Source organism: Rathayibacter sp. VKM Ac-2801, from assembly GCF_009834245.1.
Classification (GTDB): Bacteria; Actinomycetota; Actinomycetes; order Actinomycetales; family Microbacteriaceae; genus Rathayibacter.
The window spans coordinates 2,746,969-2,762,086 of the sequence record NZ_CP047183.1; the positions used below are offsets into that span (position 1 = coordinate 2,746,969).

The following is a 15,118-nucleotide window of genomic DNA, read 5'->3' on the forward strand; positions in this document are numbered from 1 at the left end:
CCGGGGCTCCGCGCGCACCCGGTTCCCGCGCAGGGGCGGGCGGAGGAGGATGTCCCTCGTGAAGGTGATGCTCAAGCACGTGCTCGACACCGACGCCGACTCCGCCTGGCGCGCCCTGCAGAGTCCGGCCGTGTTCCGGGAGGTGATGTCCCCGCTCCTGACCGCCGCGTCGCTGGACGAGGGCGGCTTCCGCCCGACCTGGGGGCTGGGCTCCCACGAGGTCGCGATGGACGCCCTCGGGATCGTGCCGATGGGAGCGCAGGAGATCGACCTTTCCTACCGCCGCGTCCCCTCGATGCCGGACGTGCGGATCCTGCGCGACAGCGGCGGACCGCTCACCGGCTCCCTCCGCCTGATCACCGCGTGGGACCACCGCATGGCCGTGGCCCCGCTCCCGGACGGGCGCACGCTCTTCCGGGACCGCCTCGAGTTCTCGGCGGGCCTCGCCTCGGCCGCGCTCTGGCCGTCGATGTGGGCGTTCTGGCAGTGGCGCGGCATCCGCATCCGCTCCCTCGCCCCCTCCTGGCGCCACGATCTCGGCGCCGACACCCGCCCGCGCGGGGAGTCCGCCGCATGAGCCCCGACGGCGTCGCCGAGGAGGAGACCGAGCTGTCGCGCTCGGAGCTCCTGCGCCTCCAGTGGCCCTCCGCCGAGGAGGACGAGCAGGACGACGAGAGCGTCTCGCCACGCCGCCGCCTCACGACCGCGGTCGAGGTCTCGGACTGGCGCCGCCACGTCCAGGCCCTCTACGCGGAGGTGCGCCGGCTCTCGAACGTGGACCTGCTCGCCGCGCACGCGTCGTGGATCCGCGGGCGCAACGCGCTCTTCGCGCAGCACCCCTCCACTCCTCTCCTCCCCGCGGACCGCGCGCACTTCCGCTCGCTGCCGATCGCGCCCTACGACGCGGCCTGGCGCTTCGAGCTCGAGGTGGCCCCCGCCGAGGAGGCGCGCCGGATGGACGTGGAGACCGGCACCGACGGCACCGTCCCCTTCGAGCTGATCGGCACGGTCGAGATCCCCGACGCCGGCAGCCTCGACGTCTGGCGGCTCGCGTCCTACGGCGGAGGCCTGTTCCTGCCGGTCAAGGACGCCCTCGCGGGGACCTCCGGCGGGACCTACGGGGGCGGCCGCTACCTCCTGGACACCGTGAAGGGCGCCGACCTCGGCCCGGGCTCCGCCCCGGGGACGCTGGTGCTCGACTTCAACTTCGCCTACAACCCCTCCTGCGCCTACGATCCGGCCTGGGCCTGCCCGCTCGCCCAGGCGGGCAACCGGCTGGCGGTCGAGGTGCCGGTCGGCGAGCGGTACCGGGGCTGACGCCGACCCTGGACGTTCTCGGAGGGTCGGCCGATAGCCTCCGGGCGGCGCCGTCCCGTGCCGGAAAGCAGGAGAGCCGCATGCCCCGTCCCGTCCTTCTCGTCACTGGAACCTCCACCGGCATCGGCCGCGCCACCGCGATCGCGGCCGCGCGCGCGGGCTGGCGGGTGGTCGCCACGGTGCGGGATCCGGAGCGGGCGGAGGGACTGCGCGCCGCCGCCGCCGAGGCCCGCGTCGAGCTCGACCTGCGGGCGCTCGACGTGACCGACGCGGAGTCCGTCGCCGGATGCCTTCGCGCCGTGGAGGAGGAGCTCGGCGGTCTCGACGCCCTCGTGAACAACGCCGGAGCCGGCCACCTCGGCACCCTCGAGCTGGAGGATCCGGAGGAGCTCCGTCGCGTGATGGAGGTCAACTTCTTCGGCACCGTCGCGGTCACCCGTGCCGCACTGCCGATGCTGCGCTCGTCCCGCGGCCGCATCGTCACCGTCTCGAGCGTCGGCGGCGCGATCGGGCAGCCCTTCAATGAGGACTACTGCGCGGCGAAGTTCGCGGTCGAGGGCTTCTTCGAGGCGCTCGCCCCGGTCGCCGCCTCCGTCGGCGTCCACGTGTCGCTGATCGAGCCGGGAGCGGTCCGCAGCAGCTTCGTCGAGAACGTCGGCATCGACGCGAGGGCGATGCTCGCGCAGGCCGGCCCCTACGCCCCGGCGCTCGGCGCCTACCTCGACCGCGCCGCGTCGTCCTTCTCCTCGACCCACGCGCAGGACCCGTCCGACGTCGCCGCCGTGATCCTGAAGACCCTGCGCGACCAGGAGCCGCCCTTCCGCGTGCAGACCTCGGACTGGGCGGGCGACTTCGTCGGGACCAAGCTGAGCGACCGGGACGGCTCCCGCGTGCAGGCCGCGATGCGCGGATGGATCGGCATCCACTAGAGTGGGGTGGTGCGAGCGCAGCGACTGCGTTCACCCGCGTCGTAGAACGCCCCTTGTCCCCTAGGACTCTGACCGTCGAGGATCCGTCCCGACCATCTGGCGCACGTGCATGAGGCCCCCGGCCGCGCGCACCGAATCGTACGGCGAACGGATGTGACCACCGTCACCTTCGCCCGAACGCCGATCACCCGCGCCACCGGCCACCGCCCGCGCGTCCTCGATCGGCATGATGCCCCCGAAAGGCACCACTCCATGTCGAACACCCCCCTCTCCTTCAGCGCCCTCGGCGTGCCGGCCCCTCTCGTGGCCGCGCTCGCCGCGAGCGGCATCACCGAGCCCTTCCCGATCCAGGTCGACACGCTGCCCGACACTCTCGGCGGACGCGACGTCCTCGGCCGCGGCAAGACCGGCTCCGGCAAGACCCTCGCCTTCTCCATCCCGATGATCGCCCGCCTCGGCGGATCGCTTTCCGGCGGACGCCGCCGCCCCGGCCGCCCGCTCGGACTCGTCCTCGCGCCGACCCGCGAGCTCGCCACGCAGATCACCGCCGCGATGCAGCCCCTCGCCGACGCGTACGGCATCGTCACCACCACGATCTTCGGAGGCGTCTCGCAGCAGCGCCAGGTCGCCGCGCTCAAGCAGGGCGTCGACATCGTCGTGGCGTGCCCGGGCCGCCTCGAGGACCTGATGAAGCAGGGCTTCGTGAACCTCGACGCCGTCGAGATCACCGTGCTCGACGAGGCCGACCACATGGCCGACCTCGGCTTCCTGCCGGTCGTCACGCGCATCCTCGACAAGACCCCCCGCGGCGGACAGCGCCTGCTGTTCTCCGCGACGCTCGACAACGGCGTGGACAAGCTGGTCAAGAAGTACCTGCAGAACGAGGTGCTCCACTCGGTCGACGAGGCCAACTCGCCCGTCGCGCTGATGACCCACCACGTGTTCGAGGTCGACGGCCTCGACGCCAAGAACGCCCTCGTGAAGACCCTCGCGTCCGGCACCGGCCGCCGCATCCTCTTCATGCGCACCAAGCACCACGCGAAGAAGCTCGCCAAGCAGCTCACCGGCCAGGGCATCCCCGCGGTCGACCTGCACGGCAACCTCTCGCAGGTCGCCCGCGACCGCAACCTCGCCGCGTTCGGCGCCGGCACCGTCAAGGTCCTCGTCGCCACCGACGTCGCCGCCCGCGGCGTGCACGTCGACGACGTCGAGCTCGTCATCCACGTCGACCCGCCGATGGAGCACAAGGCGTACCTGCACCGCTCGGGCCGCACCGCCCGCGCCGGCAGCGAGGGAGACGTCGTCACCGTCGTGCTGCCCACGCAGCGCAGCGACGTGAAGACCCTCCTCCGCAAGGCCGCGATCCAGGTCGCGCCCCAGCAGGTGACGGCCGACTCGGCCGCCGTCGCGAAGCTCGTCGGCGACGTCGCTCCGTACGTCACCCCCAGCGCCGTCGTCGAGCCCGTCCGCGGCCAGTCGCAGGGCGGACGCTCGCAGGGCGCCAACGCGCAGCGCAAGCGCGCGGCCCGCACCGAGGGCACCGCCGCACCCCGCGGCGGACGCTCGACGGGTGCCGCGACCGGCGGAGGCGACCGCCCCCGCCGCGACCGCACCGCCGCCGAGGGACCCGCTCGCGGCGGCGCGCGCGGAGGCCGCAGCCGCTCGGCCGCCGGCGCCCCCTCGACCTCGGGCGGATCGCGCTCGTTCTACAGCACCGCGACCAGCGGAGCAGCCTCGGCGGCTCCCGCCCGCGAGTCCGCCGGCGGCGGCGCCCGCCGTGGCGGCCGCCGCGCGCAGGGCTGAGTCCGATCGTGCGCCGCGCAGCGGCGCACCGCAGTCGGCTGCCAGGACGGTCGCGCTGCGCAGAGCGTGTCGCGACCGGCTGAGCCGATCCGCTCGCACGCGGATCGCCCATTCGCCTTGCGGGTAGCGGCCGGTCCGGGGGCGGGGCGATCGGTGATCGCACTACAGCGCTCGTCCTGAATAGGACGACAGCATCACGAGGGGCCGGGGCCCGCGACTACTGGTCGCAGGCCCCGGCCCTTCGTCGTTCCCGCTTCACATCTCGGAGCGAAGCCCGCACGGGGAGGTCCCGAAGTCCTCACCCCGTCGTGAGTCGGCGATGACCTCCGCTGCGCCGTCGTCGGGCAGCGCCGCCACCTCTTCTCGCCCGGTCGCCGAGGCCGAGTGGACACCGGATCCACGAGCCGAACGGGCGATTCGCGTGCCAGCGAATCGGTCTAGGCGAACGCCCGACGCTCCACCCGCCCGACCATCCCCGAGAGCCGACCGCGGCGCGCCGCCTTGCGGCGCGCAGAACGAAACACTGCGGCCGCTCCGCGCCGCTAGGACAGACGCCCCACGGAAGCGAGCGCGGCGCGGAGCAGCGCGCCCCGCCCGCCCTCCATCTCGGCGGAGATCGCGTCGGAGCAGGCCTCGTCTTGGGTCATCCAGGTGAGCTCGAGGGCGTCCTGGCGGGGGTCGCACGTGCCGGTGACGGGAACGACGTAGGCGAGGGAGACCGCGTGCTGGCGGTCGTCGGTGAACGGCCCCATGCCGGGCATGGGGAAGTACTCGGCGACGTGGAAGGGGAGCGGGCTCGCCGGCAGGAGGGGGAAGGCCATGGGGCCGAGGTCCTTCTCGAGGTGCCGGAACAGCGCGTCGCGCAGCGTCTCGCCGTACATCACGCGGCCGGACACGATCGTGCGGGTGATCTGGCCGGAGGACGTCGCGCGCAGGAGCACGCCGACCTCGGTGACCTGCCCGAGCCCGTCGACGCGGACGGGCACGGCCTCCACGTACAGCAGCGGGAGCCGCCGGCGGATCTCGGCGAGTTCGTCGTCGGACAGCCACCCGGAGTTCGGGTCAGGGGTGCGCACGCTCATGCTGCCATTCTCACCCTTCGCGGCTGGTGTTCCGACCGGCGGCGGCGATCCCGCGCTCAGGGGGATGATGGTGGGATGGGAATCGACGCGAACGCGGTGCTGTGGTCCTCCTCCGAGCGCGACCGCGTCGGCAGGCCCCTCCTGGTGCTGCTGCACGGGTACGGCTCGCACGAGGGGGACCTGTTCTCTCTCGGCGCCTACCTGCCGCTGGAGCCGGTCCTCGCGTCCCTCCGGGCTCCGCTCGCCCTGGGCGGCGGGGCGAACGCGTGGTGGCCCCTCCGGGTGCCGCTGGTGCCGGACGAGCCGCGGGCCGACCCCGAGGCCGTCGAGGCGGCGACGGCGGGGGTGATCGAGTGGCTGGACGCGCTGGGGCACCCGGGACCGGTCGGACTGCTGGGCTTCTCCCAGGGCGCCGCTCTGGCGGTGCAGCTGCTGCGCCGCGCGCCGGGCCGCTTCGCCTTCGCGGTCGCCCTGTCCGGTTTCGTGGTCCCGCTCGCCGAGGGCGACGACGCGGACGAGCGGCTCGCCCGGGAGCGTCCTCCGGTGTTCTGGGGCCGCGGGACGCTCGACGCAGTGATCCCGGAGGAGCTCGTGCGGGACGCGGCGGCCTGGTTCCCGGAGCACACGGCGCTCGACGCCCGGGTCTACGAGGGCGTCGCCCACGGAGTCGGCCAGGCCGAGCTCGCCGACATCGGCACGTTCGTGCGTCTCGGCTTCGCCTGACGGGCGGGCTCCCCCGAGTCAAGGGCTCGCCCCCGGGCCGCGGCCCCGGCAATGTCGGAGGTGGCAGGGAGGATGGGTGCATGCCGGATGTCCTCGAGCGCTTCTCCCCCGCCACGCGCGCGTGGTTCGAGGGCGCGTTCCCGGCGCCGACCGCCGCCCAGGAGGGCGCCTGGTCGGCCATCTCGAGCGGCGCGCACGCCCTCGTGGTCGCTCCCACCGGCTCCGGCAAGACGCTCTCGGCCTTCCTCTGGGCGATCGACCGGCTCGTGCAGGGCCCGCCGCCGGAGGATCCGCAGCACCGCACGCGCGTGCTCTACGTCTCGCCGCTGAAGGCGCTCGGAGTCGACGTCGAGCGCAACCTGCGCTCGCCGCTCGTCGGCGTCACCCAGACGGCGCTGCGGCTGAGCGCCGAGGGCATCGGCAGCGCGCCGGCCACGGTCACCGTCGGGGTGCGGTCGGGAGACACGCCCGCCGCCGAGCGGCGCGTGCTGCAGAAGACGCCGCCGGACATCCTGATCACGACCCCCGAGTCGCTCTACCTCATGCTCACCTCGGCGGCGCGCGAGTCGCTCCGCGGCGTCGAGACGGTCATCGTCGACGAGGTCCACGCGGTCGCGTCGACCAAGCGCGGAGCGCACCTCGCCGTCTCCCTCGAGCGCCTCGACGCCCTGCTCCCGAAGCCGGTGCAGCGCATCGGCCTCTCGGCGACGGTGCGCCCGCGCGAGGAGGTGGCCCGGTTCCTCGCCGGCCGCTCCCCCGTCGCGATCGTGGCTCCGGCGTCCGAGAAGCAGTGGGACCTCAGCGTCGTCGTCCCGGTCGAGGACATGTCCGAGCTGGGGACGGCGGCTCCGCAGGACGGCTCGACGATGGGGGCCACCGGTCCGCAGAGCGGGTCGATCTGGCCGCACGTCGAGGAGTCGATCGTCGACCGGGTCCTCGCGCACACCTCCTCCATCGTCTTCGCGAACTCGCGCCGCCTCGCCGAGCGGCTGACCGCCCGGCTGAACGAGATCTACGCGGAGCGCCGCGAGCTCGCGGCGGAGCGGGCGCGCGAGGCGGGCGAGCCCGTCGCGGTCGGGGCCCTGCTCGCCGAGGCGGCCGCCTCCTCCGTCCGCCGCTCCCCCGCGGAGGCGATGGGAGCGGCCGGGGGCACGAGCGGCAGCGGGCAGTCCGCGCCCGACGAGGAGCCGCTGCTCGCCCGCGCCCACCACGGCTCGGTGAGCAAGGAGCAGCGGGCGATCATCGAGGACGACCTGAAGTCCGGCCGGCTGCGCTGCGTGGTCGCGACCTCGAGCCTCGAGCTCGGGATCGACATGGGCGCGGTCGACCTCGTCGTCCAGGTCGAGACGCCGCCCTCGGTCGCGAGCGCGCTGCAGCGCGTGGGCCGCGCCGGCCACCAGGTCGGCGAGGTCTCGCGCGGGTCCTTCTACCCCAAGCACCGGGCCGACCTGCTCCACTCCGCCGTGACGACGGAGCGGATGCGCTCGGGCCTGATCGAGGCGATCGCCGTCCCCGCGAACCCGCTCGACATCCTCGCCCAGCAGACCGTCGCCGCGACGGCCCTCGAGAGCCTCGACGTGGACGACTGGTTCGACACCGTCCGCCGCAGCGCCCCCTTCGTGTCCCTGCCCCGCTCCGCCTACGAGGCGACCCTCGACCTGCTCTCGGGCCGCTACCCCTCCGACCAGTTCGCCGAGCTGCGGCCGCGCCTCGTCTGGGACCGCGACGCGAACACGCTCACCGGCCGGCCCGGGGCCCAGCGCCTCGCCGTCACCAGCGGCGGCACGATCCCCGACCGCGGGCTCTTCGGCGTCTTCATGGTCGGCGAGCCGGGCTCGACCGGCAACCGCGTCGGCGAGCTCGACGAGGAGATGGTCTACGAGTCCCGCGTCGGCGACGTCTTCGCGCTCGGAGCCACCAGCTGGCGCATCCAGGAGATCACCTACGACCGCGTGATCGTGACGCCCGCGTTCGGCGAGCCGGGGCGCCTCCCGTTCTGGAAGGGCGACTCGCAGGGGCGCCCCGCCGAGCTCGGCGAGGCGATCGGGGCGTTCACTCGCGAGGTGGGCGCCGCCGCTCCCGAGACGGCCCGCGAGCGCTGCACGGCGGCCGGGCTCGACGAGTACGCGACCAACAACCTCCTCTCGTTCCTCGACGAGCAGCGCCTGGCCACGGGGCAGATCCCGGACGACCGGACCCTCGTGCTCGAGCGCTTCCGCGACGAGCTGGGCGACTGGCGGCTGGTGCTGCACTCCCCGTACGGGATGCAGGTGCACTCGCCCTGGGCGCTCGCCATCGGCGCCCGCGTCCGCGAGCGGCACGGCGTCGACGGAGCGGCGATGGCCGGGGACGACGGCATCGTCGTGCGGATCCCGGACACCGAGTCGGAGCCGCCGGGCTCCGAGCTGTTCCTGTTCGAGCGCGAGGAGCTGGAGCAGCTGGTCACGAGCGAGGTCGGCGGCTCCGCCCTCTTCGCCGCCCGGTTCCGCGAGTGCGCGGCGCGGGCGCTCCTGCTCCCGCGGTACAACCCGGGCAAGCGCTCCCCGCTCTGGCAGCAGCGGCAGCGGGCGGCGCAGCTGCTCGACGTCGCGCGCACCTACCCGACCTTCCCGATCATCCTCGAGACCGTCCGCGAGTGCCTCCAGGACGTCTACGACCTGCCCGCGCTGCTCCGGCTGGCCGCGCGGCTGGACGGACGCGAGCTGCGGATCCTCGAGGTCGAGACGCCGACCGCCAGTCCGTTCGCGCGGTCGATGCTCTTCGGCTACGTCGCGGCCTTCATGTACGAGGGCGACAGCCCGCTCGCGGAGCGCCGCGCCGCCGCGCTCTCGGTCGACGCGACGCTCCTCGGCGAGCTGCTCGGCCGGGCGGAGCTCCGCGAGCTGCTCGACCCGGCGGTCCTCGCGCAGATCGAGCGCGAGCTGCAGCGCGTCGAGCCCGAGCGGCGCCTCCGCGGGCTCGAGGGCGCCGCCGACCTGCTCCGGCTGCTCGGGCCGCTGACGCTCGACGAGCTCGGGGAGCGCCTGGTCGACGAGTCGGTCGCCTCGGCGGACGTCGCGAAGGCGCCCGCGATCGAGCGCGCGGTGCTCGAGGCCGACGTGGCCGCGCTCGTGAAGGCCAAGCGCGTCCTGCCCGTGGGACTCGGCGGCGAGCAGCGGTACGCCGCGATGGAGGACGCCTCCCGGCTCCGCGACGCCCTCGGCGTGCCCCTGCCGATCGGCGTCCCCGTCGCCTTCATCGACCCGGTCCGCGATCCGCTCGGCGACCTCGTCGCCCGCTACGCCCGCACACACGGGCCCTTCACCGCCGCCGCCGTCGCCACCCGCCTGGGCCTCGGCGTCGCGGTCGTCACCGACACCCTGCGCCGCCTCGCGGGCGAGCGCCGCGTCTCGGAGGGCGAGTTCCGCCCCACCGGCACCGGAACCGAGTGGTGCGACGCCGAGGTGCTGCGCCGCCTGCGCAGCCGCTCGCTCGCCGCGCTCCGCAAGGAGGTGGAGCCGGTCGACGCGGCCGCGTACGCCCGCTTCCTCCCCGCCTGGCAGCACGTCGGCGGCTCGCTCCGCGGCATCGACGGAGTCGCCTCCGTGATCGACCAGCTGGCCGGCGCGCCCATCCCCGCGTCCGCCTGGGAGTCGCTGATCCTGCCCGCGCGGGTGCGGGACTACTCCCCCGCGATGCTCGACGAGCTCACCGCGACCGGCGAGGTCCTCTGGGCCGGTGCGGGCACCCTCCCCGGCAACGACGGCTGGGTCAGCCTCCACCTCGCCGACACGGCCGGGCTGACCCTCCCCGTCCCCGCCGCAGAGTCCGTGACGCTGACCGAGCTCCAGCAGGAGATCGTCGGCGTGCTCGGCTCGGGCGGGGGCTACTTCTTCCGCCAGCTCTCCGACGCCGTCGGCTCCACGGACGACGCCGGGCTCGTCGAGGCCCTGTGGGAGCTGGTCTGGGCGGGGCTCGTCACGAACGACACCCTGGCGCCGCTGCGCACCCTCGTCGGCTCGACCGGCGGCGCGCACCGCCAGCCGCGCGCCCCCGCCCGCGCCCGCGCACCCCGGGGCCGGATGACCGCCCGCCCCACGATGGCCACCCGCGTGGGGCCGCCGACCGCCGGCGGCCGCTGGTCGATCGTGCCGCTCGCGGAGTCGGACGCGACGATCCGCGGGCACGCGCTCGGCGAGACGTTGCTCGAGCGGTACGGGATCGTCACCCGCGGCTCCGTGCAGGCCGAGGGCGTCCTCGGCGGCTTCGCCCTCGCCTACAAGGTGCTCAGCGGCTTCGAGCAGCAGGGCCGCGCCCGGAGGGGCTACTTCATCGAGAAGCTGGGAGCCGCGCAGTTCGGCACCGCCGGCAGCGTCGACCGGCTGCGCACGTTCGCCCCGCAGGACGAGGCGCAGGAGCGCTCGCGGCCGGTGCTCGCCCTCGCGGCGACCGACCCCGCCAATCCGTTCGGCGCCGCTCTGCCGTGGCCGCAGGGTGAGGGGCACCGCCCCGGTCGGAAGGCCGGCGCGCTGGTCGCCGTCGTCGACGGAGCGCTCGCGGTCTACCTCGAGCGCGGCGGCAAGACCGCCCTCACCTTCACCGCCGACGAGGCGGCCCTCGCCGACGCGGCCGGCGCCCTCTCGCAGCTGGTGCGCTCCCGGGGGGTCGAGAAGCTCACCGTCGAGAAGATCGACGGCGTCTTCGCGCTCGGCACGCCCTTCGGCGACGCACTCGTCGCCGCCGGCTTCGTCGCGAATCCGCGCGGCCTGAGGATGCGCTCGTGAGCGCCGGAGGGAGCCCGCGTGCCCGAGGGTGACACCGTCTACCGATCCGCCCACAACCTCGCCGAGGCGCTGGACGGCGAGGTCCTGACCCGGTGCGACGTCCGCGTGCCGAAGTACGCGACGGTCGACCTCACGGGCGAGACGATCGACGAGGTCGTCCCCCGCGGCAAGCACCTGCTGATGCGGGTCGGCGACGCGCTGATCCACTCCCACCTCAAGATGGAGGGGAGCTGGCACCTCTACGCCCGCGGCGAGGGCGAGCGGCCGAAGTGGCACCGGCCGGCGTTCCAGGCCCGGATCGTCCTCGAGACCGAGGACTGGCAAGCGGTCGGCTTCGAGCTCGGGCTCCTCGAGATCGTCCCGCGCTCGGCCGAGGAGGACGTCGTCGGCTACCTGGGTCCCGATCTGCTCGGCGCCGACTGGGACGCGGACGAGGCGCTGCGACGCCTGTCCGCCGACCCGGAGCGGCCGATCGGGCTCGCGCTGCTCGACCAGCGGATCATGGCCGGGCTCGGCAACGTCTACCGCGCCGAGCTGTGCTTCCTGCGCGGCGTGCTGCCCACGCGTCCGGTCGGCGCGAGCGGCGACCTCGTGCGCACCATCGCGCTCGCGAAGCGGCTCATCACCGTGAACCGCGAGCGGATCGAGCGCACGACGACCGGCAACCTGCGCCCGGGCCAGCAGCTCTGGGTCTACGGCCGCGACCGCAAGCCCTGCCGGCGCTGCGGCACTCCGATCGAGCGCGGCGAGCTCGGCGACGACGAGCTGCAGCTGCGGGTCACCTACTGGTGCCCGCACTGCCAGAGCTGAGGGGCTACTCCTCGACGGCCGAGCGGTGCCCGGGGACGTGCTTCTCGTGGACGCCGACCTCCGCCAGGCGCTCGATGCGGTCGACGTGGCGGCCGGGCTCGCCGCCGTCCGCGACGATCCAGCTGCCGACGAGGAGGAATCCGTCGCGGCCGCCGGCCGTCAGCGGGCCGGTGATCGTGAACGATCCGAGCGCCGGGGTCGAGAACGCCACGCGCACCGGATCCCCGTGCTCGAGCCCCTCGGCCGAGCGCTCCCCGCCGACCTCGTCGGCGTCCGGAGCCAGGGCGATGCTCTGGATCTCGGTCCCCGTGCCGAGGAAGACGTCGGCGACGACGAGCTCGCCGCCGACGGCCTGGCGGACGATCCCCTCGATCCCGTAGAGGCCGTAGCGCGGGGAGCGGACGAGGACGCGCACCGAGTCGCCGATCGCGACCTCGGCGAGAGCGCCGCGGATCGAGGCGACGTCCCTCCGCGCGGGAGGGGCGGACAGGGCGTCGAGGATCGGGCTGGGCATCCGATCAGGGTAGCCGCTCGGGGAGCGCACCCGCCCGGCGGATCGACGGCGGAGCCCGGGCGACCGCGGCGCCGCGGACGACGGCCGCCGGAGCCGGACGCGGCCCGCGCAACGTCGGCCGGGAGGCACCGGCACCGCCGGGAACGACGAAGGCCCCGCGTGAGCAGGGCCTTCGGGAGGTGCGGAGTCGGTGGGATTTGAACCCACGGAACCCAATAAAGGGTTCTCCACCTTAGCAGGGTGGTGCACTCGACCGGACTATGCGACGACTCCTGAGCGCCCGCTGGCGGACGCACGACGACCATCATAACCGCACGCGCGAGGGCCTCGCGACACGGGCGCCCACCCCTCCGCGGGAGGGCGGGGCGCGTCGGCTACTGGTCCGAGAGGGGCCGGCCGATCGTGCAGGTCTCCTGCTGCGCGGTCTGCCCGGAGACGTCGCTCGGAAGGGTGACCGGCCCGTCGGGTGCGCTCGTCGCGGGGGCGTCGGTCGCGGGGGCGTCGGTCGCGGGAGCGTCGGTGGCCGGCGCCTCCGTGGCCGCCGGAGCGCCGGTCGCCCCGGGCTCCTCCCCCGTCGACTGCGAGCCGCCGCCGGTGGTGCCGCTCAGCGCGATCGGCTGGTCGGCGAGGAGCGCCGCGTTCAGCGCCGCCGCCGCGTCCTCGCTCGGGTACACGCCGTTGCCGTCGATGAAGGTCGGGTACTGCACGAAGACCACGTTCGCGAGGTCGACGTCCTTCACCGCGAGGCCGATCGACACGAGGGTGTTCACGTTCTCGAGTGAGGTCGAGAGCTGCATGTTCGAGACGGCCGCCTTCGCGAGGCCGTAGAGGTTCACCGGGTTCGAGAGCGTCGACGCGCTCTTCACCTTGCGGACGAGCGACGACAGGTAGACCTGCTGGCTCGAGATCCGCGTGAGGTCGCTGCCGTCGCCGACGCCGTGCCGGGTGCGGAGGAACGCCAGAGCCTCGGCGCCGACGAGCGTGTGCGTGCCGGCGTCGAGGTTCAGGCCCGTGTACTCGTCCTGGATCGGCGTGGCGACGCAGACGTCCACTCCACCGACCGCGTTCGACATCTCGATGACGCCCTCGAACTGGATCAGTGCCGCGTAGGGGATCTCGAGCCCGGTCAGCTGCTCGACCGTCTGCACGGTGCACGCCAGCCCGCCCGCCTCCAGCGAGGTGTTGATCTTCGCCGAGTCCACCGCGTCCGAGACGGCTCCGGTGGCCGGGTCGGTGCAGGAGGGGATCGGGACGTAGAGGTCCCGGGGGAAGCTGACGACCTCCACGGTCGAGTGATCGGCCGAGATGTGCATGAGCATCGTGACGTCGTTGAGGTTCTCGGCACGCTCGCCGTAGGCTCCGGCAGCCGATCCGTCGGCGCTGTCGCTGCCGGCGAGCAGGATGTTGACGCCGCCCTCGATCGCCCCGATCTCGGGGACCTCGCCCCCGCCCGAATCGATCCCGAGGTCGACGGAGGGGCGCGCGCTCCCGGCGATCATCGAGGCGGCGATCGCCACGATGCAGACCGCGCTGAGCACGCCGACGCCCACGCAGGCCGCGAGGATCCGCGCGGCGAAGCGCACGCCGCTCTGACGGCGCAGGCGGCCGTGCCGTGCTGCTGTGGTCCGGGTGGACGCGCGTGGGCTCATCGGGTCGTACTCTCTCTCGGCTGCGGGACGCGTGTCGTCCCGGAGTCAGCGCGCGAGGAGGAGAGCACCCGTGGTGCCGCCCGCCCTCGGCTCAGCCGAAGAAGCCGACCGAGCAGGTCTGCTGGTCGGCGCTCTGGCCGGTGACCGATTCTGGCAGGGCAACCTTGGATCCGTCCTCGGGAGTCGCTGCAGGAGTGCCGGGTGCCGCCTCGGCCGTCGCGAGCGGATCGGCGGTCGCCGGGCCCGAGGGAGCGGCGGTGTCGGCCGGGGCCGCAGCCTCGCCCTCCACCGTCGCGCCGGCGCCCGTGCCGCCGGTGATGGCGATCGGCTGATCGGTCTGCAGGGCGCTCGCCAGGACGTCGCCCGCGGCGCGGTCCGGCTCCACCCCGCTCGGAGTCGCTCCGGTCGGGTACTGCGCGAAGACGACGTCCGCGAGGTCGACGTCCTTCAGCGCGAGCCCCATCTGGACCATCGTGTTCACGTTGTCGAGACCGGTCGAGAGGGTCATGTTGCCCAGCGCCGCCTTCGCGAGCCCGTAGAGCGCGACCGGGTTGAGGAGGGTGTCCGCGCTCTTGATCTGGCGCACGAGTGCCGAGAGGAAGACCTGCTGGTTGCTGATGCGGGTCAGGTCGCTGCCGTCGCCGATGCCGTGGCGGCTGCGGAGGAACTGCAGCGCCGCCATGCCCTCGAGACTGTGCACGCCCGGCTCGAGGTAGGTGTTCGTGTAGGGGTCCGCGATCTCGGTCGCGACGCAGACGTCGACTCCGCCGACCGCGTTCGACATCTCGATCACGCCGTTGAACTGCACGACCGCGCCGTAGTCGACCCGGACGCCCATGAGGTCCTCGACGACCCCCGCCACGCAGCCGAGGCTGACGTCGCTGCCCATCGCCTCGTTGATCTTGGTGTCGTACCTGGCGGGGATCGTCTCGCCCGTGGCCGCGTTCACGCACTCCGGGATGTCGACGTACATGTCGCGGGGGAAGCTCACGACCGTGGCGTTGCTGTGGTCGGCCGAGACGTGCATCAGCATGTTGACGTCGTTGAGGACGCTCGTCTCCTCGTCGGGGTCGCCGTAGGCGTCGCCCTGGCCCTTCCGCGAGTCGCTGCCGACGACGAGGACGTTGAAGCCGCCCTCCAGAGCGCCGATCTCCGGAGCGCCTCCGGCCTCGACGCTGGACCCGGCCGCGACCGGGTGCAGGTCGACCGACGGCTGCACCGACTGGACGATCAGCGTCGCCGCGATCGCGACCACCGACACCGAGGCGACCACGCCGACTCCGCCCACTAAGGCGGCTCCCTTCACCAGCGTCCGCGCCAGGGTGTGCCGCTTCTGGCGGCCGTGCCGCACGAAGGGGCGCGGCGTGCGCGGAGTGTCGCGAGTCTGTATCGAGGGGCCCGTGCGGCGCATCCGTCTCCCGGTGTCGAGGCGTCAGTGGTGCGGAGGTGAGGGCCGGGTGTCGATCCCGGGCGTCGCGCAATCCTATACAGAGGGGTGGCGCGTTCCGAAGGAGAGCGGGCGGCCTTC

Annotated in this window: 11 protein-coding genes and 1 tRNA gene; 7 read left to right on the forward strand and 5 right to left on the reverse strand. The window is 73.9% G+C overall.

The window, feature by feature from the left end:
• Positions 1-49: 49 nt before the first annotated feature.
• The 4 genes from GSU45_RS12795 (at position 50) to GSU45_RS12810 (ending at position 4,049) form a co-directional block, all read left to right on the forward strand.
• Positions 50-577, forward strand: a complete 528-nt coding sequence (locus GSU45_RS12795) for a hypothetical protein (RefSeq protein ID WP_244248113.1) — start codon at positions 50-52, stop codon at positions 575-577.
• A complete protein-coding gene (locus GSU45_RS12800; RefSeq protein ID WP_159915426.1) occupies positions 574-1,317 on the forward strand; it encodes a DUF1684 domain-containing protein in 744 nt (247 codons plus the stop codon). Before GSU45_RS12795 ends, GSU45_RS12800 begins: the two co-directional genes overlap by 4 nt.
• Positions 1,318-1,397: 80 nt before the next feature.
• Positions 1,398-2,246: an SDR family NAD(P)-dependent oxidoreductase gene (locus GSU45_RS12805; protein WP_159915428.1), complete on the forward strand. Its 849-nt coding sequence runs from the start codon at positions 1,398-1,400 to the stop codon at positions 2,244-2,246.
• A 252-nt stretch (positions 2,247-2,498) separates the two neighbouring features.
• On the forward strand, positions 2,499-4,049 hold the full coding sequence (locus GSU45_RS12810) for a DEAD/DEAH box helicase (RefSeq protein WP_159915430.1): 1,551 nt from the start codon (positions 2,499-2,501) through the stop codon (positions 4,047-4,049).
• 542 nt (positions 4,050-4,591) lie between these two features.
• On the opposite strand, the gene GSU45_RS12815 is transcribed toward GSU45_RS12810, so the two are convergent.
• A complete protein-coding gene (locus GSU45_RS12815) occupies positions 4,592-5,131 on the reverse strand; it encodes an NUDIX hydrolase family protein (RefSeq protein WP_159915432.1) in 540 nt (179 codons plus the stop codon).
• 75 nt (positions 5,132-5,206) lie between these two features.
• On the opposite strand from GSU45_RS12815, the gene GSU45_RS12820 reads away from it, so the two are divergent.
• The 3 genes from GSU45_RS12820 (at position 5,207) to GSU45_RS12830 (ending at position 11,427) form a co-directional block, all read left to right on the forward strand.
• Positions 5,207-5,854: an alpha/beta hydrolase-fold protein gene (locus tag GSU45_RS12820; RefSeq protein WP_159915434.1), complete on the forward strand. Its 648-nt coding sequence runs from the start codon at positions 5,207-5,209 to the stop codon at positions 5,852-5,854.
• Between the two features lie 80 nt (positions 5,855-5,934).
• Positions 5,935-10,617 carry an ATP-dependent helicase gene (locus GSU45_RS12825; protein WP_159915436.1) on the forward strand — a complete coding sequence of 1,561 codons (4,683 nt, stop codon included), beginning with the start codon at positions 5,935-5,937 and terminating at the stop codon, positions 10,615-10,617.
• A gap of 18 nt (positions 10,618-10,635) precedes the next feature.
• Complete coding sequence (locus GSU45_RS12830) at positions 10,636-11,427, forward strand: DNA-formamidopyrimidine glycosylase family protein (RefSeq protein WP_159915438.1); 792 nt, start codon at positions 10,636-10,638, stop codon at positions 11,425-11,427.
• Positions 11,428-11,431: 4 nt separating this feature from the next.
• Here the strand turns inward: GSU45_RS12830 and GSU45_RS12835 are convergent, their stop codons facing one another.
• The 4 genes from GSU45_RS12835 to GSU45_RS12850 form a co-directional block, all read right to left on the reverse strand.
• The gene (locus tag GSU45_RS12835) at positions 11,432-11,941 is read right to left on the reverse strand and encodes a hypothetical protein (RefSeq protein WP_159915440.1); all 510 of its coding nucleotides are present in this window, start codon (positions 11,939-11,941) and stop codon (positions 11,432-11,434) included.
• A gap of 182 nt (positions 11,942-12,123) precedes the next feature.
• Positions 12,124-12,214: transfer RNA gene (locus GSU45_RS12840), tRNA-Ser, on the reverse strand.
• Positions 12,215-12,315: 101 nt separating this feature from the next.
• Positions 12,316-13,590 (reverse strand): LCP family protein, encoded by a 1,275-nt coding sequence (locus GSU45_RS12845; RefSeq protein ID WP_159915442.1) that lies wholly within the window; start codon positions 13,588-13,590, stop codon positions 12,316-12,318.
• A 91-nt stretch (positions 13,591-13,681) separates the two neighbouring features.
• A complete protein-coding gene (locus GSU45_RS12850; protein ID WP_159915444.1) occupies positions 13,682-15,001 on the reverse strand; it encodes an LCP family protein in 1,320 nt (439 codons plus the stop codon).
• Positions 15,002-15,118: the final 117 nt, after the last annotated feature.